This is a genomic window from Serratia sp. EC4 (assembly GCF_059652115.1).
Genome location: NZ_JBNIDE010000003.1, coordinates 98,858 through 118,115 on the forward strand (window position 1 = coordinate 98,858; position 19,258 = coordinate 118,115).

Annotated in this window: 20 protein-coding genes; 15 read left to right on the plus strand and 5 right to left on the minus strand. The window is 60.6% G+C overall.

Going from position 1 to position 19,258, the window contains the following annotated elements; translation table 11 throughout:
• Positions 1 to 188 precede the first annotated feature (188 nt).
• Positions 189 to 854 carry a transglycosylase SLT domain-containing protein gene (locus ACP39K_RS10560; RefSeq protein WP_004931439.1) on the minus strand — a complete coding sequence of 222 codons (666 nt, stop codon included), beginning with the start codon at positions 852 to 854 and terminating at the stop codon, positions 189 to 191.
• Between the two features lie 109 nt (positions 855 to 963).
• Between ACP39K_RS10560 and ghoS the strand changes: the two genes are divergently transcribed.
• From ghoS to ACP39K_RS10590, 6 genes are all read left to right on the plus strand, one after another.
• Complete coding sequence (gene ghoS, locus ACP39K_RS10565) at positions 964 to 1,263, plus strand: type V toxin-antitoxin system endoribonuclease antitoxin GhoS (protein WP_016927977.1); 300 nt, start codon at positions 964 to 966, stop codon at positions 1,261 to 1,263.
• Positions 1,264 to 1,394: 131 nt separating this feature from the next.
• Positions 1,395 to 2,339 (plus strand): metal ABC transporter substrate-binding protein, encoded by a 945-nt coding sequence (locus ACP39K_RS10570; RefSeq protein WP_497008473.1) that lies wholly within the window; start codon positions 1,395 to 1,397, stop codon positions 2,337 to 2,339.
• Positions 2,336 to 3,226 (plus strand): manganese/iron ABC transporter ATP-binding protein, encoded by an 891-nt coding sequence (locus tag ACP39K_RS10575; protein ID WP_147827423.1) that lies wholly within the window; start codon positions 2,336 to 2,338, stop codon positions 3,224 to 3,226. The genes ACP39K_RS10570 and ACP39K_RS10575 overlap by 4 nt, the downstream gene beginning before the upstream one ends.
• Positions 3,226 to 4,086, plus strand: a complete 861-nt coding sequence (gene yfeC, locus ACP39K_RS10580) for an iron/manganese ABC transporter permease subunit YfeC (protein WP_033640519.1) — start codon at positions 3,226 to 3,228, stop codon at positions 4,084 to 4,086. The genes ACP39K_RS10575 and yfeC overlap by 1 nt, the downstream gene beginning before the upstream one ends.
• On the plus strand, positions 4,086 to 4,940 hold the full coding sequence (locus ACP39K_RS10585; protein WP_033640520.1) for a metal ABC transporter permease: 855 nt from the start codon (positions 4,086 to 4,088) through the stop codon (positions 4,938 to 4,940). The genes yfeC and ACP39K_RS10585 overlap by 1 nt, the downstream gene beginning before the upstream one ends.
• A gap of 236 nt (positions 4,941 to 5,176) precedes the next feature.
• Positions 5,177 to 6,046, plus strand: coding sequence for a fructosamine kinase family protein (locus ACP39K_RS10590; RefSeq protein ID WP_004931452.1), 870 nt, complete (start codon positions 5,177 to 5,179; stop codon positions 6,044 to 6,046).
• Between the two features lie 35 nt (positions 6,047 to 6,081).
• Here ACP39K_RS10590 and ACP39K_RS10595 read toward each other — a convergent pair whose 3' ends face one another.
• On the minus strand, positions 6,082 to 6,642 hold the full coding sequence (locus ACP39K_RS10595) for a YniB family protein (protein WP_004931453.1): 561 nt from the start codon (positions 6,640 to 6,642) through the stop codon (positions 6,082 to 6,084).
• Between the two features lie 185 nt (positions 6,643 to 6,827).
• On the opposite strand from ACP39K_RS10595, the gene ACP39K_RS10600 reads away from it, so the two are divergent.
• The 4 genes from ACP39K_RS10600 (at position 6,828) to ACP39K_RS10615 (ending at position 11,385) form a co-directional block, all read left to right on the plus strand.
• Entirely contained in the window at positions 6,828 to 8,108 is a 1,281-nt protein-coding gene (locus ACP39K_RS10600) for an HdeD family acid-resistance protein (RefSeq protein WP_497008474.1), read from the plus strand.
• 67 nt (positions 8,109 to 8,175) lie between these two features.
• Entirely contained in the window at positions 8,176 to 8,841 is a 666-nt protein-coding gene (hxpB, locus tag ACP39K_RS10605) for a hexitol phosphatase HxpB (RefSeq protein WP_033640522.1), read from the plus strand.
• A gap of 422 nt (positions 8,842 to 9,263) precedes the next feature.
• On the plus strand, positions 9,264 to 9,812 hold the full coding sequence (locus ACP39K_RS10610) for a metal-dependent hydrolase (protein ID WP_004931456.1): 549 nt from the start codon (positions 9,264 to 9,266) through the stop codon (positions 9,810 to 9,812).
• Between the two features lie 181 nt (positions 9,813 to 9,993).
• On the plus strand, positions 9,994 to 11,385 hold the full coding sequence (locus ACP39K_RS10615) for an L-cystine transporter (RefSeq protein ID WP_497008475.1): 1,392 nt from the start codon (positions 9,994 to 9,996) through the stop codon (positions 11,383 to 11,385).
• A 63-nt stretch (positions 11,386 to 11,448) separates the two neighbouring features.
• Here ACP39K_RS10615 and phnX read toward each other — a convergent pair whose 3' ends face one another.
• Positions 11,449 to 12,258, minus strand: coding sequence for a phosphonoacetaldehyde hydrolase (gene phnX / locus ACP39K_RS10620; protein ID WP_033640524.1), 810 nt, complete (start codon positions 12,256 to 12,258; stop codon positions 11,449 to 11,451).
• Positions 12,259 to 12,267: 9 nt separating this feature from the next.
• A complete protein-coding gene (gene phnW, locus ACP39K_RS10625; protein ID WP_060445325.1) occupies positions 12,268 to 13,371 on the minus strand; it encodes a 2-aminoethylphosphonate--pyruvate transaminase in 1,104 nt (367 codons plus the stop codon).
• Between the two features lie 154 nt (positions 13,372 to 13,525).
• On the opposite strand from phnW, the gene phnR reads away from it, so the two are divergent.
• The 5 genes from phnR (at position 13,526) to ACP39K_RS10650 (ending at position 18,234) form a co-directional block, all read left to right on the plus strand.
• Entirely contained in the window at positions 13,526 to 14,245 is a 720-nt protein-coding gene (gene phnR / locus ACP39K_RS10630) for a phosphonate utilization transcriptional regulator PhnR (RefSeq protein ID WP_048795867.1), read from the plus strand.
• A 174-nt stretch (positions 14,246 to 14,419) separates the two neighbouring features.
• On the plus strand, positions 14,420 to 15,430 hold the full coding sequence (locus ACP39K_RS10635; RefSeq protein ID WP_497008476.1) for a 2-aminoethylphosphonate ABC transporter substrate-binding protein: 1,011 nt from the start codon (positions 14,420 to 14,422) through the stop codon (positions 15,428 to 15,430).
• Positions 15,431 to 15,438: 8 nt separating this feature from the next.
• Positions 15,439 to 16,563 (plus strand): 2-aminoethylphosphonate ABC transport system ATP-binding subunit PhnT, encoded by a 1,125-nt coding sequence (gene phnT / locus ACP39K_RS10640; RefSeq protein ID WP_046688468.1) that lies wholly within the window; start codon positions 15,439 to 15,441, stop codon positions 16,561 to 16,563.
• 1 nt (position 16,564) lies between these two features.
• Positions 16,565 to 17,428 (plus strand): 2-aminoethylphosphonate ABC transporter permease subunit, encoded by an 864-nt coding sequence (gene phnU / locus ACP39K_RS10645; RefSeq protein WP_448175081.1) that lies wholly within the window; start codon positions 16,565 to 16,567, stop codon positions 17,426 to 17,428.
• A 2-nt stretch (positions 17,429 to 17,430) separates the two neighbouring features.
• Positions 17,431 to 18,234 (plus strand): ABC transporter permease, encoded by an 804-nt coding sequence (locus ACP39K_RS10650; protein ID WP_033640530.1) that lies wholly within the window; start codon positions 17,431 to 17,433, stop codon positions 18,232 to 18,234.
• Between the two features lie 45 nt (positions 18,235 to 18,279).
• Here ACP39K_RS10650 and kdgR read toward each other — a convergent pair whose 3' ends face one another.
• On the minus strand, positions 18,280 to 19,071 hold the full coding sequence (kdgR, locus tag ACP39K_RS10655) for a DNA-binding transcriptional regulator KdgR (protein ID WP_028128163.1): 792 nt from the start codon (positions 19,069 to 19,071) through the stop codon (positions 18,280 to 18,282).
• Positions 19,072 to 19,258: the final 187 nt, after the last annotated feature.

Here is a 19,258-nt window from a genome sequence, read left to right on the forward strand (position 1 = left end):
GCAAAAATGTTACCGGTAACTTATTGAATGAACGTAAAGATTTATCTGCTAACGTAAATTTAACTTTTTGTGCGGTTTTTCCGATAAGCGGTGAGGAAATAACGAAAAATGAGAGGTGGGTCGCGCACTGGAACGGTGCCGAAAACAAAATCGGCCGCGTTAAGCGGCCGACTCGACAAAAAAGAGGATTACTGCGACATCGCCTGATAGGCGGTGGTCACCTTCCACAAATAGCGCGGCGCCTGCGGTGCCGGGTGCTTTTTCTGGATGTGCTGATAAAACTCATCCGGGCTCATCTGATTGATGCGATTGACCGCCACGCGCTTGTCCGAGGAGAAGGTGCGCAACATGGCGCCTGCCCCGTTCACGTACGAAACGATAGTGGCGTAACGTAAAGTCTGTGGGTTGTTGATCCCGGCTAGCTGCTGGCTTTGAAGAATATTGATATAGGCCGTTCCCAGATCAATATTGACCGCCGGATCCTTCAGCTCACGCGAGCTGGGTTGCCCGCTTCGTCCCTTCATGCGATAGGCGTCGCGGCCGGCGGTAGAAGCCTTAAGCTGCATCAATCCCACTGCGTTCGAGGTGCTGACCACGTTCGGGTTAAACCCGGACTCCACCTGAATAATCGCTTTAATCAGCGTTTCGTCAACGCCATAGTTGCTGGCCGCCTGACGAATGTAATCGTTATAAGCAACCGGGGTGCCCGTGCGGTTTACCGGTGCCTGCGGAGGGGGTTTTAACCAACCGCCGCGCGTTGTGCCACTGCCTGAAATATTGCTTGCCGTTTGCGGGTCTTTGGCGCACCCCGACAAAAGTAAAATTGCCGTAAGGCAACCTATTTTTGTTTTCACAGAATCCCTCACTCCTTTCAATGAGTTGCGTAGCATATACAACTTGTAAGGACACCTGCAGTAATTTTTTGGGCTAATCTCAAGCTATCCATATACCAAGAGGTGATTTATGAGTCAATCTGCAACAAGCTGCTTTGTGGTGACTTTTCGCTATCAGGAAGCGGGATTAACCGACCTGGCGAAGCTGACCGGGCAATTGACGCGCGAAGGTTTTGTCACGTCGGTGACAGACGAAAATGGCGTTCACCACGAACTCGGCAGCAACAGTTTTGCGTTCATAACCGTGTTGGATCAAGAGGATGTACTGCGCCTGGCGCAGGGATTCGGGCAGTTGGCATTGGGAAAACAGCCGGAGGTGGCGATATGCAGCTGTGAGGACTACCTTCAGCGGTTACATACTGATACATAAAATGCTATAACTCCCCGGACGGTATTATTTTTTCAGTTGGAGAAATACCCCGCCGGCGGTGGGCAAGTGACGCTTGACTTCGCTTCAATTGATATTGATAATCATTTTCATTTGAACCAGGAGACGTCATCATGCCATTGATAAGTTGCGCTTTTCATCGCAGTCGCCCTTCCCGCGCTGCCGCACTGTTACGCCCTTTTACGCTCGCCTGCCTGCTGCTCGGCACCGCCTTGGTCAGCCAAAACGCGCTGGCGGAAAAAAAGCTGCGCGTGGTGACCACCTTCACCATCATTCAGGATATCGCCCAGAACGTGGCCGGTGACGCCGCCGTGGTGGAATCCATCACCAAGCCGGGCGCCGAGATCCACGACTATCAACCGACCCCGCGCGACATCGTCAAGGCGCAGCACGCCGACCTGATCCTGTGGAACGGCATGAACCTGGAGCGCTGGTTCCAGCGTTTCTTCGAAAACATCAAGCAGGTGCCGGCGGCGGTAGTCACCGAAGGCATTACCCCGCTGCCGATCCGCGAAGGGCCCTATAACGGCAACCCGAACCCGCATGCCTGGATGTCGCCAAGCAACGCGCTGGTGTATATCGAGAACATTCGCAAGGCGCTGGTGGAGCACGATCCGGCCCATGCGGAAACCTATAACCGCAATGCCAAGGCCTACGCAGAGAAAATCGGCGCGCTGGACGCCCCGCTGCGCGAACGCCTGGCGCGCATTCCGGCCGCACAGCGTTGGCTGGTGACCAGTGAAGGCGCTTTCAGCTACCTGGCGCAGGACTATCAGTTGAAAGAGGTTTATTTGTGGCCGATCAACGCCGATGAGCAAGGCTCGCCGCAGCAGGTGCGCCGGGTGATCGACGCCGTGCGCGTCCACCATATTCCGGTGGTGTTCAGCGAGAGCACCATTTCCGACAAGCCGGCCAAGCAGGTGGCGAAAGAAACCGGCGCCAAATACGGCGGCGTGCTGTACGTAGACTCGCTGTCCACTCGCGATGGCCCAGTGCCAACCTACATCGACCTGCTCAACACCACCGTGCAAACCATCGCCAAAGGATTCGATCAATGACCCATGAACCGTTTGCCCGCCCGGAGTTGAACGTGGACGACGTCACCGTGACCTACAACAACGGACACACCGCCATTCACAACGCCAGCTTTACCCTGAGCGGCGGTTCGATCTGCGCGCTGGTCGGCGTCAACGGCAGCGGTAAATCGACGTTGTTCAAAAGCATCATGGGCCTGGTCAGACCCACCGCCGGCCGGGTGTCGCTGAGCGACAAACCGGTGGCGGACGCGCTGAAAAAGAATCTGATCGCCTACGTGCCGCAGACCGAAGACGTCGACTGGAACTTCCCGGTGCTGGTGGAAGACGTGGTGATGATGGGCCGCTACGGCAAGATGAATTTCCTGCGCATTCCGTCGCGCGAGGACAGGTTGCGGGTCGACAAGGCGCTGGAGCGCGTCGGCCTCAGCGAGCTGCGCGGCCGGCAGATCGGCGAGCTGTCCGGCGGCCAGAAAAAGCGCGTGTTTCTGGCGCGCGCGCTGGCGCAACAGGGCACCGTGCTGCTGCTGGATGAGCCATTCACCGGCGTGGATGTGAAAACCGAGAATGCCATTATCGAGCTGCTTCGCGCATTGCGCGACGAGGGGCATCTGATCCTGGTCTCCACCCACAACCTCGGCAGCGTGCCGGAGTTTTGCGATCGGGTGATCCTCATCAACCGCACGGTGCTGGCCGCCGGCCCGACCGAAACCACCTTCACGCAGAGCAACCTGGAGCAGGCGTTCGGCGGCGTGCTGCGCCATATCAACCTCTCCGGTCCGGATCTGCACGACGACAACGATCCGCGTACCGTTACGGTGTTGACCGACGATGAACGCCCGGCGGTGTTCTACGGCCACACCAAGAGCGATCCGCCGGCCAACAGCCAGGCCAGGGAGAAACAATCCTGATGCTGGATCTTCTGCTGCAACCTTTCAGTTATAACTACATGGTGAAAGCCATCTGGGTCAGCGCCATCGTCGGCGCCGCCTGCGCGTTCCTGTCCGCCTATCTGATGCTGAAAGGGTGGTCGCTGATGGGCGATGCGCTGTCGCACTCGGTGGTGCCCGGCGTGGCCGGCGCCTATGCCCTCGGCCTGCCCTACGCCGCCGGCGCCTTCTTCACCGGCATGCTGGCGGCGCTGGCGATGACGCTGGTGCGCCACATCACCCGGCTGCGCGAAGACGCCATCATCGGCTTTATCTTCTCCACCTTCTTCGCCGTCGGCCTGCTGATCGTTTCGCTCAATCCCACCTCGGTCAACGTACAGTCGATCATCTTCGGCAATATCCTCGGCATCGCCGACGAAGACGTGCTGCAGGTGGAAATCATCATCGGCGTTTCGCTGCTGATCCTGTGCCTGGTGTGGAAAGACCTGCTGGCGGTGTTCTTCGACGAAAGCCACGCGGTGTCGATCGGCCTGTCGCCGCTAAAGCTGAAGATCCTGTTCTTCACCCTGCTCAGCGCCTGCACCGTCGCCGCGCTGCAAACCGTCGGCGCCATTCTGGTGATCGCCATGGTGATCACCCCGGGCGCCACCGCCTACCTGCTGACCGACCGCTTCAGCCGGCTGGTGATCATCGCCATCATCATCGGCGCATTGACCAGCGGTATCGGCGCCTATCTGAGTTTCTTCCTCGACGGCGCCACCGGCGGCGTGATCGTCACCCTGCAAACGCTGGTGTTCCTGGCGGCGTTCTTCTTCGCGCCGAAACACGGCCTGCTGGCGGCAAAACGTCGCGTGGCGCATTCGCAAACCGGAGGCCGCTGATGGACACGCTCTACCAACTGCTCAGCGAACCCTTCGCCTACCCGTTCATGCAGCGAGCGATCGTCGCCGCCATCGTTACCGGCGTGGTGTGCGCCGTGCTCTCCTGCTATCTGGTGCTCAAAGGCTGGTCGCTGATGGGCGATGCCATCTCGCACGCGGTGCTGCCCGGCATCGTGGTGGCGTTCGTGGTCGGCATTCCGCTGGCGATCGGCGCCTTCCTTTCCGGCATCTTCTGCGCGGTGGCCACTGGCTACCTGAAAGAGAACAGCCGGGTGAAAGAAGACACGGTGATGGGCATCGTTTTCTCCGGCATGTTCGCCTTCGGACTGGTGTTGTTCTCGCGCATCGACACCGACCAGCACCTGAGCCACATTCTGTTCGGCAACATGCTGGGCATCACCGACGGCGAGCTGAAGCAAACCCTGCTGATTGCCGGCATCACCCTCGCGGTGGTGTTGCTCAAGCGCAAAGACTTCATGCTGTACTGTTTCGACCCGCACCACGCCCGGGTGATTGGCCTGCCGGTCAAGCTGCTGCACTACGGGCTGCTGTGCCTGCTGGCGATGACCATCGTCGCCTCGCTGCAGGCCGTGGGGGTGATTTTGGTGATCGCCATGCTGATCGCCCCCGGCATCATCGCCTTTATGCTGTGCCGCCGGTTTGATCGCATGCTGATGGCGGCGACGGTGGTGTCGGTGTTCTCCTGCGTGCTCGGCACCCTGATCAGCTTCCACATCGACGGCGCCACCGGGCCCTGCATCGTCATCGTGCAGGCCGTGCTGTTCGTTGTCGCCTTGTTGTACAGCAAGCTGCGTCCGTTACAGGGTAACAAAAACGCCCCGATGGGCAGTTAAACGCCCCTCTGATGCGGCGGGGTTCCCCGCCGCATCCTATCTTTCCCTCGCTTATCCGTTGTCATCAAGTTGCAACCGGTATTGCGCTTAAATTAATCAATAGGGTATATACTTTGAGCTGGCGAGCCGTTGAAAAAATCGCCGCCTTTGACGCCGGCTGTGCGCCGCGTCGTGTTTTCACCACGGGAAAGACGCTAACCTAATGAATTATCAGGCAGCACAGAGGGGGAGATACCATGTGGCAAGCCGTTAGCCGTCTGTTAAGTGAACATCTTGGCAGCGCAGAGATACGCGAAAGGATTGAACTGCCCGGGGGCGACATTCACCCGGCGTGGCGCGTGAGTTACGGTGATAACGAGGTGTTCGTGAAATGCGACGCCCGGGAACAACTGCCGATATTCACCGCCGAAGCCGATCAGCTGGCGTTGCTGGCGCGCAGCAAAAGCGTGCGGGTGCCGGAAGTGTACGGCGTCGGCAGCGATCGCGACTACAGCTTCCTGCTGCTGGAGTATCAGCAGCTGAAACCCCTCGATGCTCACGGCGCCTACTGCCTGGGCCAGCAGCTGGCGCATTTGCACCAGTGGAGCGAGCAACCGCAGTTCGGTCTCGACTTCGACAGCGATCTGACCACCACCCCGCAACCCAACGCCTGGCAGCGCCGCTGGTCGGAATTCTTCGCCGAGCAGCGCATCGGCTGGCAGCTGCAGCTGGCCGCGGAGAAAGGCATGACCTTCGGCGATATCGACGACATTGTCGATCGGGTGTATCTGCGCTTGCAGCACCACCAGCCGCAACCGTCCCTGTTGCACGGCAACCTGTGGCCGGGCAACTGCGCGATGACCGCCCACGGGCCGATTCTGTTCGACCCGGCCAGTTACTGGGGCGATCGAGAGTGCGATTTGGCGATGCTGCCGCTGTATCCGGAGCTGCCGCCGCAGATCTACGACGGCTATCAGAGCGTGTGGCCGCTGGGGGCCGGGTTTATCGAGCGCCAGCCGCTGTATCAACTGTACTACCTGCTCAACCGCAGCAACCTGTTCGGCGGCCAGCATCTGGTGGCGGCACAACGCGCGGTGGAGGCGCTGTTGCAGCCGGAAGCGTCATAACGTTCCGGGGCGCCGAGCGGCGCCCCGTTGATGGCTCAGGCCGCGCCGGCCAATTGCCCTAACAAGCGGATCACGAACCAGGCGATCACCGCAATCACGATCGGCAGGATGTACAGCGGGAAGTACTGCAGGAAGATGGTGTGGTGCGGCAGCGTGATACGCTCCTCCAACTGCTGGCGCGTGTGCCCTTCGCTGCCCTTGGCCTGCTCCAGGATCATCTGATCTTCCAGCCCTTCGCGAATGAACTTGACCTGACGTGACATGCGCGCGCCGGAAGCCTGCAAGGCCAGCCCGACGAAGATCAATATATAGATGATGATGAACATCAGATTGGCGCCGCTGAACAGGCTTTTATCCACGTCAGGCACCGGCGAGTTGTACCAGAAAAGGTTCAGGAACGGCGTATTGAAACGCACCATATCCACCATCACGTGGACAAAATCCAGCATCACTGCGTTGATGCCTTTGGTTTTTTCACTGTGCTGATAGATAAAGCCCAGCACGGAAATCAGCGTCGACAGCAACGCCGGGATAAAAACCACCCATCCGAGAATGCGTTTCAAAATGGCGATACGCCCGGCCTGTTGATACGTCATGTGTTCCCCTTGTTAGCGACGTAACCGAATCGGCTAAGTCTACCTGCAGTTGGCGAAACTCGCCCACCGTTTTCTTCATTCCCGCTGTGCTACAAGCTTAGCCGAATTCGACAAAATCAACTGCTTAACGATATCCGGGCACTATCATTGAAGAGATAACGTTATCCATTCGGGCAGAGGCCGCCATGATTCGACTGATTATCTTATTGCTGGGCGCGCAGGCGCTGCACGGCCAGCACCGCCTGCTGGTGCTGTTCGGTTGGCTGTGGATAGCCGCAGGGGCGCTGATGCTGTTCGACATACTGCAGGATGGCCGGTCCATGCTGGCGCTGGATGCGCTGGCGATCATCCTGGCGCTGGAGGGACTGGTGGCGATATCCGCCGCGCTGGTGATCGGCTCTTCGGCCAGCAGGCCGGTGCTGCTGAAGGGGCTGGGCTTCGTGTTTATGGCCTTTTTAACGTTGGACGTGCCCGCAGACGATAACATCGTCGCCACCGTGGTGTTTGGCAGCGCGCTGCTGCTTGACGGCGCCGTGCGCATCGCCTCCTCCACGGTGATTCAACACAGTCGATGGAAAGGCGTGGCGCTGGCGGGCGGCGGCGAGATCCTGCTTTCATTGATGATTTTTGTCGGCTGGCCAGCGCCGCATCGGATGACGGTGCCCTTTTGCCTCGGCGTGATGATGGTGCTTTCCGGCTGGGCCTTATTGCGTATCGCCCGCAGACTGACAAGCTTCTCTCTGAATCAGCACCCCGCGCGGCAGCCACCGCCCCCGGAGGATGAGACTGCGCCGCTCACGGTGTATGTCTGGACACCGATTGGTGCGGCTAAAGATCCGCGCCGGCGTTACATCGTCGACCGATACATCGCGGCGGTCGACGGCGGCGGCAATATCTCCACCGGTCACGCCGCTCTGGCGCTCGCGCCGGATGTATATATCAGCCACTACCCGCTCAACGACATCAGCCATTCCGTTCAGGATTTCCGCCAGTTGTTGCATGCCGGCGAACAGAACAACGTCGACGGGCGTTTCCTGCCCGACCTGCCGGGCGAGATCGCCGCCTGGTGCCCACCGGACAAGAAAATTCAATTCTACCGCTATAACCCGGCGGCGCTGCGCGCATTCTGGCTGCGTTATCGGCAGGACGCCACCTACAACCTGACTCGGCGCAACTGCTCCACCACGGTCATCGGCGCGCTCGACAGCGCGTTGGAAGGCGTGCTGGGCGATAAACATCTGTGGCGCCGTTTTCTGCTGCTGGTGCTGGATCCCAACCTGTGGATGCTGGCGGTACTGCGCAGCCGTGGCGAAAGCATGACCTGGACGCCAGGCTTGGTGCTGGACTATGCGCGCATGTTGCAACAGGTTACCGAGCGCCAGCACCAACGTTGGTGGCTAAAGCTGCGCGAAATGTGGACTATCCTTCGCTTTGGCAAAAGCCACACGCGCAGGCAAAGATTTTAGTCTCGCCGCCGGCGATGATAGAGTGTCGGCACATTCACCCACCCGCGCCGACAGGAGTTAACCGCTAATGGCTTATTCGCAACGCATTGAAACCGCAATTTTTGATATGGACGGCTTGTTGATCGACTCGGAACCGCTGTGGCTGCAGGCCGAGCTGGATATCTTCGGTGCGCTGGGTTTGGATCTGTCCGATCGTCACAAGCTGCCGGACACGCTGGGGCTGCGCATCGATCTGGTGGTGAAGATGTGGTACCAGGCGATGCCGTGGCAAGGGGTTTCGCTCGATGAGGTGTCGGCGCGGATTATCGAGCGCGCCATCGAGCTGGTGCACGAGACGCGCCCGCTGCTGCCGGGCGTCCAGCAGGCGCTGGAGCTGTGCCGCAGTCAGGGGCTGAACATCGGCCTCGCCTCCGCCTCGCCGCTGCACATGCAACGGCAGGTGCTGAAGATGTTCGATCTTGAAGGTTACTTCGATCAGCTGGTTTCCGCCGAATACCTGCCATACAGCAAGCCGCACCCGGAGGTCTACCTGATCGCCGCCGAACGCCTGGGCAGCGATCCGCTGCGCTGCATCACGCTGGAAGACTCCTTTAACGGCATGATCGCCACCAAGGCCGCGCGCATGCGTTCCATCGTCATCCCGGCGGCCGAATACCGTCACGATCCGCGCTGGGCGCTGGCAGACCACAAGCTGGAGACCCTGGAACAGCTCACTGCCGCTCACTTTGCCTGACCAGCGGCGCCGGCCGCCGGCGCCCTGCTTTTGCCGCTCTGCGTTATAAAAGGGATCCGTACCGCAAAATAAACAAAACAGCGTTTCATTATTATTGAATTGGCATGTTGTTATTATTATGCTGGGCGGCAGGAAAGCGACGGTCCGCGGAGCGTTGTCACTGCCACGCAGCGCTGTTCAGGGCCGCCGCTTCCTCCCGCCACACGCCAAGCCACCGTCCTTTTTTCTCATCTTAATGCATCACCCATTGCCCGCTTTTTATTCTCGCCCGTCAAAATCGATGCTTTGTTACGCATTGCCGTAACAAGCCGTTGTAAAACAGGGAAAAATAAACAATTGGTTACAGGGTAACTGCTTCCACTACTGGGAATTTTCCCATATACTGGATAAATTAACAGTTTACCAGCCGGAATCGCAACAGCATGACCGCGGAAGGACACCTTATATTCTCTGTCGCTTGCGCGATCTTCGCCAAGAAGGCGGAAGTGACGCCAGAGCTGGCTACCGGCGACTGGTGGCACATCATACCCGCCGCGCTGCTGACCTCGCTGCTGCCGGACATCGATCACCCCAAGTCGGTGCTGGGCCAGCGCCTGCGCTGGATCGCCTTGCCCATCGCCCGCGCCTTCGGCCACCGCGGTTTCACCCACAGCCTGCTGGCGATCGCCGGCGGCATGGCGCTGTTCCAGCTGGACGTGCCGCGCAGCTGGCCGATCCCTGCCGACGCGCTGCACGCCATGATCATCGGTTACTTCAGCCATCTGCTGGCCGATATGCTCACCCCCGCCGGCGTGCCGCTGCTGTGGCCATGCCGCTGGCGTTTTCGCCTGCCGCTGCTCAACTCGCAAAAAGGCAACCAGCTGGAGCGGGTGCTGTGTCTGTGCCTGGTGGCGTTTGCCATCTGCTGGCAAGGTGATTTCACCCTGCCGGTGCAATCCTATGTCGAGCAAATCAGAAATATCAGACTCTGATCACAAAAAAACGCTTAACCCATCACCTTGATGTATATAAAACGAACAAAAACACACAAAAAGCTATATCAAATTCCATTTGGATATAAGTGGGCCACTCGGCAAACTGTTACGATATTTACATCGCGACATACGTGATGCGTTGTCGTTTTTATAAGAAAGATTATTGGAGACATTGGGGATGAATCTTCCGCTCGTGATTAACGTGCTGGTGTTTGTCGCGCTCCTTTTGCTGCTGGCGCAAACCCGCCACAAGCAATGGAGCCTGGCGAAAAAAGTGCTGGTCGGCCTGGTGGTCGGCGTGGTGTTCGGTCTGGGCCTGCAGCTGGTGTACGGCTCCGACAACCCGGTACTGAAAGAATCCATCAGCTGGTTCAACATCGTCGGCAACGGCTATGTGCAACTGCTGCAAATGATCGTCATGCCGCTGGTGTTCGCCTCGATCCTGAGCGCGGTGGCCAAGCTGCATAACGCCTCTGCTCTGGGCAAAATCAGCGTACTGACTATCGGCACGCTGCTGTTCACCACGCTGATCTCCGCGCTGGTGGGCGTGCTGGTCACCAACCTGTTCGGCCTGACCGCCGAAGGCCTGGTGCAGGGCGCGCAGGAAAGCGCGCGCCTGACGGCGATCCAGACCAACTACGTGGGCAAACTGGCCGACCTGACCGTGCCGCAGATGGTGCTGTCGTTCATCCCGAAAAACCCGTTCGCCGATCTGACCGGCGCCAGCCCGACGTCGATCATTAGCGTGGTGATTTTCGCCACCTTCCTCGGCGTGGCGTCGCTGCAGCTGCTGAAAGACGACAAGCCGAAAGGCGAGCGCGTGTTGGTGGCTATCGACACCCTGCAGGCCTGGGTGATGAAGCTGGTGCGTCTGGTCATGAAGCTGACGCCGTATGGCGTGCTGGCGCTGATGACCAAAGTGGTCGCCGGTTCCAACATTCACGACATCGTCAAGCTCGGCAGCTTCGTGGTGGCCTCCTACATCGGCCTGGCCATCATGTTCGTGGTACATGCCATCCTGCTGGCCTTCACCGGCGTGAACCCGATGAAGTTCTTCCGCAAGGTGTGGCCGGTGATCACCTTCGCCTTCACCAGCCGCTCCAGCGCCGCCAGCATTCCATTGAACGTGGAAGCGCAGACCCGTCGTCTGGGCGTGCCGGAATCCATCGCCAGCTTCTCGGCGTCGTTCGGCGCCACCATTGGCCAGAATGGCTGTGCGGGCCTCTACCCGGCGATGCTGGCGGTGATGGTTGCGCCGACCGTCGGCATCAACCCGCTGGATCCGGTGTGGATCGCCACCCTGGTCGGCATCGTCACCATCAGCTCCGCCGGTGTGGCGGGCGTGGGCGGCGGCGCCACCTTCGCCGCGCTGATCGTGCTGCCGGCGATGGGCCTGCCGGTGACGCTGGTCGCGCTGCTGATCTCGGTCGAACCGTTGATCGACATGGGCCGCACCGCGCTGAATGTCAACGGCTCCATGGCGGCAGGCACCATCACCAGCCAGCTGATGAAGCAAACCGACAAAGCCGTGATGGACAGCGAAGACGAAGTCGAACTGGCTCACCGCTAACGCCGTCTCAGAACAAAAAAACCGGGGATTATCCCCGGTTTTTTTATGCCCCGCTTTCGGTCGTTACGGCCGCTCGCCGTTCGCCAGCCGCCGGTTGATATCGGCGATCACATCCGGTAATTGCGCCAGCGTGTCTATCACATAATGCGCGCCCGCCGCGTACAGCTTATCGGCGGCCGCCGTGCGGCGCTGCGCTATTTCCCCCGCCGCCATTTGACGGTACTCCGACCAGGTAGCGCCGAACTCGTTGCCGGACAGCGCCAGCCCGACGCTCCACATCCCGGCGTTCAGCCCTTCGGCAATGCCCGGCACCGCGTCATCCACCTTCACGCAGTGCGCCACCGCATCGATGCCCAGCACGATGACGTTCTGCAACGCCATCCACGGCCCCGGCCGCCCGCCGGCCGCGAGATCGTCAGTGGCGACCCAGTAATCCGGCGCGTAACCGCGCTGCGCGGCGGCCGGCGCCAGCACCTCCATCACCGCGCGCGGATAACCGGAGCAGGAGCCGATTTTAATGCCCTGTTCGCGCAGCCCGGCAATCACCTGCGGCACGCCCTCAATGGGATCGGCGAAGTCGATCACTTTGGCGATTTGCAGCGGCATAAACGCCTGATAAAGCGCGTCGATGTCTTGATGGCTCATCGAGCGGCCCAGCTTCTGTCGCCAACGCGCGTCGACCGCCGGCAGTTTGCCCAGCGCCTCGATGTGCTGCCATTTGCCGAGGCCCATCGGAATGCGCGCTTCCGCCAGGCTAATGTCGATATCGAAGGTGTGTTTGAACGCCTCGACGAAAATCTGCGTCGGCGCAAAGGAGCCAAAGTCCACCGTGGTGCCGGCCCAGTCGAGGATCACTGCGTTGATCTGTTTCATGGTCAATCCTTATTGATTCCAGTACATCGCCTGCCCGACGGCCGCCAGCAAACGTTCGATATCCTGCGGATAAATTTCCCCGATGTTGCCGATGCGGAAGCAGTCGCTCTGCGACACTTTGCCGGGATAAATCACGAAACCTTGCTGCTTCAGGCGCTGATAAAACTCGGCGAAGCGGTAAGTGTCGACCTTCGGCGAATAGAACGCGGTGATGATCGGCGAATGCAGCGCATCGTCCAGCAGGGTTTCAAAGCCCAGCTCGCGCATGCCCGCCACCAGCCGACGCTGATTAGTCTGATAGCGGTGGTGTCGCGCGGCAATGCCGCCCTCTTGTTCCAGCTCTTTCAGCGCCTGCGCGAAGGCCAGCACGGTGTGGGTCGGCGACGTAAAGCGCCATTTGCCGGCCTGATCCTCCATACAACGCCACTGGGCATACAGATCCAGCGACAGCGAGCGTGAACGGCCGGCGCATTTCTCCAGCTCGCTGCGGCGGGCGATGACAAAAGCGAAGCCCGGCACGCCTTGAATGCATTTGTTGGCGGAGCTGATCAGAAAATCGATGCCCAGCGCGTCCACATCCAACGGAATGCCGCCGAAGCTGCTCATGGCGTCGACGATAAAAGTCTTGCCGTTGCGCGCCGCCAGACCGGCAACCTTCTGCAGCGGGTTGAGCATGCCGGTGGTGGTTTCACAGTGCACCATGGCGATATGGCTGATGCGCGCATCGCTTTTCAGCACCGCCTCCATCGCCGTCACATCCGGTTCATTCACCTCACCGCAGTCGAAAGCGTGGTGGTCGATATCCATCAGCCGCGCCATTTCGATCATCCGCGCCCCGTAGGCGCCGTTATTGACGATCAGCAGCTTGTCCTGCGGGCCGATGACCGTGCCCAGCACGCCCTCTACCGCGAAGCTGCCGCTGCCTTGCAGCAGCACCGAGGTATAACCGGCGGACGGCGTCGCCAGCGCCACCAACCGTTGGCGAATGCGCTGCACCACGCCGAGGTTGTAATCTTCATCCCAGGTGCAGCTGTCATACAGCATCGCCTCTTTCACCGTTTTCGACGTGGTCAACGGGCCGGGGGTCAACAGCAGGTAGTTACGATCGGACATGTTATTCACCTATTGGTCTATACCAGATTGCGCGCATTGTGGCGGCAAATTCCTGCCCCGGTCAAACGACAAAGCGCGGTGAAACAAAAAATTCATCTGGCTATGTATAATAAGCGCGTGCCGGAATGTCGGGCCGATGCCATAGCGAGATGAAATGAAAGAACATCAGGGCGATATGCCTCACTACCTGCAGATCAAGGATCAGCTTCAGGCGCGCATCACCCGCGGCGCGCTACAGGCCGGCGATAAGCTGCCTTCGGAGCGCGAGCTGTGCGCCATCTTCTCCACCACCCGCGTCACCATTCGCGAAAGCCTGGCGCAATTGGAAGCCACCGGCGCCATCTACCGCGCCGATCGCCGCGGCTGGTTCGTCACACCGGAACGGCTGTGGCTGGATCCGACGCAGAACACCAACTTCCACCGTCTCTGTCAGGAGCAAGGGCGCACGCCGCGCACCGCACTGCTGTCCGGCGAAAAAACCACGGTGCCGCTCGACGTGATGCAGTCGCTGGCGCTCGAACCGTTCGATCAGGTGTATCTGCTGCGCCGCGTGCGGTATGCCGACGGCCGCGCCATCTGCTATTGCGAGAACCACTGCCTGCCGCAGCGGGTGCCGGCACTGCTCAGTCACGATCTCAACGGCAGCCTGACCGAGGTTTATCAACAGCATTACGATTTGATTTACAGCAACATGCACCTGTCGTTCTACCCGACCGCCCTGCCTTATCGCGCCGCCAACGCGCTCGGCGCCATGGTCGGCCTGCCCGCGTTGCTGCTGCGCCGGTTGAATTACGATCAGCACGGCCGCATTCTCGATTTCGATATCGAATACTGGCGCCACGACAGCCTGCGCATCGAAGTCGATACGCTTTAACCCCCTGCATGACGGGGCTGCGCCTGCCGCTCCGCCTTTCTCTCCCACGCCTAATCCCCGTCTCCGGCAACTATATTTTGCCGCTTTCATTTGTTTGTCATATTTTCCGATTAGCTTGGCCGCATATCTGGTGTATACCAGTTTCGCATAAACCCGCACAGTGAGGCTGAAGCTATGAAATTCTCTCGTCTGGTCGTGATGACCGCCATCGCACTCGGCGCCGCGCCGGCCTGGGCCGCCGACGCGGTGGTGACCGTCTACTCCGCCGATGGTCTGCACGACGGCGATCACAGCTGGTATCAAACCCAGTTCGACGCCTTCACCAAGGCGACCGGCGTCAAGGTGCAGTACGTCGAAGGCGGCTCCGGCGCCATCGTGGAACGCCTGTCGAAGGAGCGCAGCAACCCGCAGGCCGACGTGCTGGTGACGCTGCCGCCGTTCATCCAGCGCGCCGCCGCGGAAAAACTGCTGCAGGATTTCACCCCGCAGGATGCGGCGCAGATCGCCGACGCCCAGCCGCAGTTCGTGCCGCTGGTGAATAACTACCTGAGCTTCATCTATAACGCCAAACTGCTGCCGCAGGCGCCCGCCAGCTATCAACAACTGCTGGACGCGCAATTCCGCAATAAGCTGCAGTACTCCACGCCGGGTCAGGCGGGTGACGGCACCGCGGTGATGCTGCAGGCGTTTCACAGCTTCGGCAGCAAAGATGCCGGTTTCGACTACCTCGGCAAGCTGCAAAACAACAACGTCGGCCCTTCGGCCTCCACCGGCAAGCTGACCGCGCTGGTCAATAAAGGCGAGTTGCTGGTGGCCAACGGCGATCTGCAGATGAATCTGGCGCAGATGCGCAGCAACCCGAACGTGAAGGTGTTCTGGCCGGCCGGGCCGGACGGAAAACGCAGCACGCTGGTGCTGCCTTACTACATCGGCCTGGTGCAAGGCGCGCCGCAAAGCGCCAACGGCAAACAACTGATCGACTTCCTGCTGAGCAAAGAAGCGCAGAGCAGCGTCAGCGCCATTTCCTACGGTATGCCGGTGCGCAAGGACGTCACCCCGACCGACGATAACTTCAGGCAGTCGCAGGCGGCGCTGAAAGGCGTGGACATCTGGGCGCCGGACTGGAACCAGGTGGTGAGCAGCCTGTCCGCCGATATCTCCCGCTGGCGCCAGGTGACCGAATGACGCTGACGATGCCTTCTACCCTCTCTTCCCGCGCCGAGGCGCGGGATAGCAGCCTCGACATCGCCGGGCCGTCGGGCATTCAGCTCAACCGCGTCAGCGTGTCGTATCGCGGCACCGAGGTGCTGAAACCCCTGACGCTCACCATCGCCCCCGGCGAAGTGTTGGCGCTGATCGGCCCCTCCGGCTCGGGTAAAACCACCGTGCTGCGAGCGATCGCCGGATTCGTGCAGCCCTCCGCCGGACGCATCGCCATCGGTGACATCGATGTCACCGACGTGCCGCCCTATGAGCGCGGCCTGGGCATGGTGGTACAGAACTACGCGCTGTTTCCGCATATGCGCGTCGAGGACAATGTGGCGTTCGGCCTGCGCGCGCAAGGCAAGCCGCGCGGCCTGACCGCCGAGCGCGTCGAAGAAGCGTTGGCCATCGTCGGCATGTCCGCCTACGCCAAGCGCTATCCCAGCCAGCTTTCCGGCGGCCAACAGCAGAGGGTGGCGATCGCCCGCGCCATCGCGGTGCGTCCTAAAGTCTTGCTGCTGGATGAGCCGCTGTCGGCGCTGGACGCGCAAATCCGTCACAGCATGGTGGAAGAGATCGCCCGCCTGCACCGCGAGCTGCCGGACCTGACCATCCTGTACGTCACCCACGATCAGGGGGAAGCGCTGACGCTGGCGGACAAGATCGGCATCATGCGCGACGGCCACCTGATCGCCCACGGTGAAACCCGCGCGTTGTACCACCATCCGACGAACCGCTTCGCCGCCGAGTTTCTCGGCCGCGCCAATCTGCTGCCGGCCACCGCCCTTGAGACTACCGCGCAGCAAGGCATGACCACCGTCAGCTGCGCCGGCAAAGTGATCGGTTGTTTCACCTACGGCGCACAACGCGGCTTCGACAAGCTGCTGTGCATCCGGCCGCAGCATATTGCGCTTGATGCCGACGCCCAGCGCAGCAACTGCCTCATCGGCACGCTGCGCGATATTCATTGGCAGGGGGAGCTGACGCACCTGCAGTTCGAGGTACAAGGCCATTCGCTGCGCGTGGTTACCACCCATCGCAGCCGGATGCCGCAGATCGGCGAGCGCGTGCCGCTCTATTTCGCCCCCGACGATGCGGTACTGATCGAGGACTGACATGACCGACTCTACGCTTATTCGCCCGGCCCTGCGGCTGCGTTTCCCGCGCAGTCTGTGGATCCTGCTGCCGCTGCTGGTGCTGGCGACGCTGTTTTTCTACCCGTTGGCGCTGATCGTCAAACAGGCGTTTACCGACGATCAGGGGCTATTCAGCGCCGCCGCGCTGCAACAGGTGTTCGAATCCCGGCGCTTTATCAGCGCTCTGCTCAACACGCTGCAGATTGCGCTGCTGGCGACGCTGGGCTGCCTGGTGCTCGGCACCCTGCTGTCGCTGCTGCTGGTGTTCACGCCGTTCCCCGGCAGCCGACTGATCGCCCGGGTGATCGATACCTTTATCGCCATGCCGACCTTCCTGATCACGCTGGCCTTCACCTTTATCTACGGCTCCGCCGGTCTGCTGAACGGCACGCTGATGACGGCCTTCGGTTTCACCCTGCCGCCGGTGGACTTTCTTTACTCCATCTGGGGGGTGATCCTGGCGGAAATCACCGTGTTTACGCCGCTGGTGATGCGCCCGCTGATGGCGGCATTGTCGCAGATCGATCGCAGCCAGCTCGAGGCCGCCAGCATTCTCGGCGCCCGGCCGGGGCGCGTGGTACGCCAGGTGATTTTACCGGCCGCGCTGCCGGCCTTGCTGGCCGGTGGCAGCCTGTGCCTGCTGTTGACCACCAATGAGTTCGGCATCGTGCTGTTTATAGGCGCCAAGGGCGTCACCACGCTGCCGATGATGGTCTACACCAAAGCGATTCTGGAGTCGAATTACGCCGTCGCCTGCACGATCGCCGTCGTGAATATCGCGCTGTCGCTCGGGCTGTTCTCCCTTTACCGCTACGCCGCGGCGCGCGCCGGGCTGAGGAACTGACGATGTTGATATGGTCCCGCACCGGACGCACCCTGACCTGCACGTTGACGATCTCACTGTTCGCCCTGTTCTTCTGCCTGCCGCTGGCGGTGATCCTGATGTCCAGCCTCAGTGAACAGTGGAACGGCGTGCTGCCGAGCGGTTTCACCCTCAACCACTTCCGCCAGGCGTTCAGCGGCGCCTCTTGGGACGCGCTGGTCGCCAGTCTGGCTATCGGTTTCAGCGCCAGCCTGTTCGCGCTGTTGTGCGGCACCTGGGCGGCGCTGGCGCTGCGCCACGCGCCTGAACGCGGCCGACGACTGCTGGGCACGCTGTTTTTCATTCCCAGCGCGGTGCCTTCGGTCTCTATCGGTTTGGGGATGCTGGTGGCGTTCAGCCAGGGGCCGCTGCAGATGAACGGCACCTTCCTGATCGTGCCCGCCGCTCACTTCGTGCTGATTTCCGCCTTTACCTTCGGCAACGTGATGGCCGGGTTGACCCGGCTGCCTGGCGACTACGAGAACGTCGCCGCCAGCCTGGGCGCTTCGCCGCTGTTCCGCCTGCGCCACGTCACCCTGCCGATGATCGCCCCCTACATGATCTCTGCCTTCGCGCTCAGCCTGTCGCTGTCGATGGGGGAACTGGGCGCGACTATGATGATCTACCCGCCGAGTTGGGCGACGCTGCCGGTCACGATCTTCAGCCTGACCGATCGCGGCAGCATCGCCAACGGCGCGACGCTGACCATGATCCTGGTGGCGGCCACGCTGTTGCTGATGTTGGTGCTGGAGCGGATTGCGCAGCGGCTGACGCCCGGCGCGAAATAACAGCAAGGCGCTGCCATGGCGGCGCCTTGCTCATCGAAACGCAGGTCAGAACGGGTAGTCGTGATAGCCCTGCAGCTCGGAAATGCGTCGGGCGGCGACGTGCAGCAACGCCACATACTCCTCCCGCGCCGCGTCGGAAAAACGCAGCGTCGGGAAAGAGATGCTCAGCCCGGCGATCGCCACCCCGAACCGATCGAAGACCGGTACGGCGATGCAGCGGATCCCCGCCTCCTGCTCTTCGGCATCTTCGCCGAATCCCTGCGCTCGTACCCGATCCAGCACCGGCAACAGTTCGGCGGCGCTGGCCAAGGTATGCTCGGTGCTGCGGGTAAATTCAATCTGCGACAGGATCTGCGCCACCTCATCCCGATCGCGCCAGGCCAGCAGCACTTTACCGATGGCGGTGCTGTGCAGCGGGTTACGGCGACCGATGCGCGAATACATGCGCAGGTTGTACATCGCGTCGATCTTGTGGATATAGACGATACCGTCCTCATCCAGAGCGCCGAGGTGGATGGTTTCGCGGGTGCGGTTCGACAGTTCACGCATCTGCACGTCGGCGCTGCGGATCAGATCGACGTTCTCCAACGATTTGGCGCCCAGTTCGAACAGCTTGAGCGTCAGCGCATACTTTTCCGTCTCGCCCTCCTGCGAAACGTAGCCCAGCGCTTTCATGGTCTGCAGAAAACGGTAGACGGTGCTTTTAGACATCATCACCCGTTGGGACAGTTCGGTAATGCCAATCTCGCGCTCATCGCCAAGCGCCTGCAGAATGCCGAACACTTTCATCACGGATGAGACGGCATCCGGTTGCTTGTCTGAATCTGCGTTAGCCATGGTGCATACCTTACTCAACGGTTTTGTTTCAGGAAATTTAAACAAGGGTTTCAGTATAATCGGAACAGATCGCAGCGCGCAACGCGGCTGAACGCTAAGCAATTGAAGCCAAATGGATAACCGTTGGCCCGCTCACCGCCGTTTACAATTAAGCGGACAAGGGGCATGCAATCACGGGCGAATATGA

Coding starts and splice junctions, on each gene's coding strand:
- ghoS (WP_016927977.1), top strand. CDS start 964: ATGAGTCAATCTGCAACAAGCTGCTTTGTGGTGACTTTTCGCTATCAG.
- ACP39K_RS10570 (WP_497008473.1), top strand. CDS start 1,395: ATGCCATTGATAAGTTGCGCTTTTCATCGCAGTCGCCCTTCCCGCGCT.
- ACP39K_RS10575 (WP_147827423.1), top strand. CDS start 2,336: ATGACCCATGAACCGTTTGCCCGCCCGGAGTTGAACGTGGACGACGTC.
- yfeC (WP_033640519.1), top strand. CDS start 3,226: ATGCTGGATCTTCTGCTGCAACCTTTCAGTTATAACTACATGGTGAAA.
- ACP39K_RS10585 (WP_033640520.1), top strand. CDS start 4,086: ATGGACACGCTCTACCAACTGCTCAGCGAACCCTTCGCCTACCCGTTC.
- ACP39K_RS10590 (WP_004931452.1), top strand. CDS start 5,177: ATGTGGCAAGCCGTTAGCCGTCTGTTAAGTGAACATCTTGGCAGCGCA.
- ACP39K_RS10595 (WP_004931453.1), bottom strand. CDS start 6,642: ATGACGTATCAACAGGCCGGGCGTATCGCCATTTTGAAACGCATTCTC.
- ACP39K_RS10600 (WP_497008474.1), top strand. CDS start 6,828: ATGATTCGACTGATTATCTTATTGCTGGGCGCGCAGGCGCTGCACGGC.
- hxpB (WP_033640522.1), top strand. CDS start 8,176: ATGGCTTATTCGCAACGCATTGAAACCGCAATTTTTGATATGGACGGC.
- ACP39K_RS10610 (WP_004931456.1), top strand. CDS start 9,264: ATGACCGCGGAAGGACACCTTATATTCTCTGTCGCTTGCGCGATCTTC.
- ACP39K_RS10615 (WP_497008475.1), top strand. CDS start 9,994: ATGAATCTTCCGCTCGTGATTAACGTGCTGGTGTTTGTCGCGCTCCTT.
- phnX (WP_033640524.1), bottom strand. CDS start 12,258: ATGAAACAGATCAACGCAGTGATCCTCGACTGGGCCGGCACCACGGTG.
- phnW (WP_060445325.1), bottom strand. CDS start 13,371: ATGTCCGATCGTAACTACCTGCTGTTGACCCCCGGCCCGTTGACCACG.
- phnR (WP_048795867.1), top strand. CDS start 13,526: ATGAAAGAACATCAGGGCGATATGCCTCACTACCTGCAGATCAAGGAT.
- ACP39K_RS10635 (WP_497008476.1), top strand. CDS start 14,420: ATGAAATTCTCTCGTCTGGTCGTGATGACCGCCATCGCACTCGGCGCC.
- phnT (WP_046688468.1), top strand. CDS start 15,439: ATGCCTTCTACCCTCTCTTCCCGCGCCGAGGCGCGGGATAGCAGCCTC.
- phnU (WP_448175081.1), top strand. CDS start 16,565: ATGACCGACTCTACGCTTATTCGCCCGGCCCTGCGGCTGCGTTTCCCG.
- ACP39K_RS10650 (WP_033640530.1), top strand. CDS start 17,431: ATGTTGATATGGTCCCGCACCGGACGCACCCTGACCTGCACGTTGACG.
- kdgR (WP_028128163.1), bottom strand. CDS start 19,071: ATGGCTAACGCAGATTCAGACAAGCAACCGGATGCCGTCTCATCCGTG.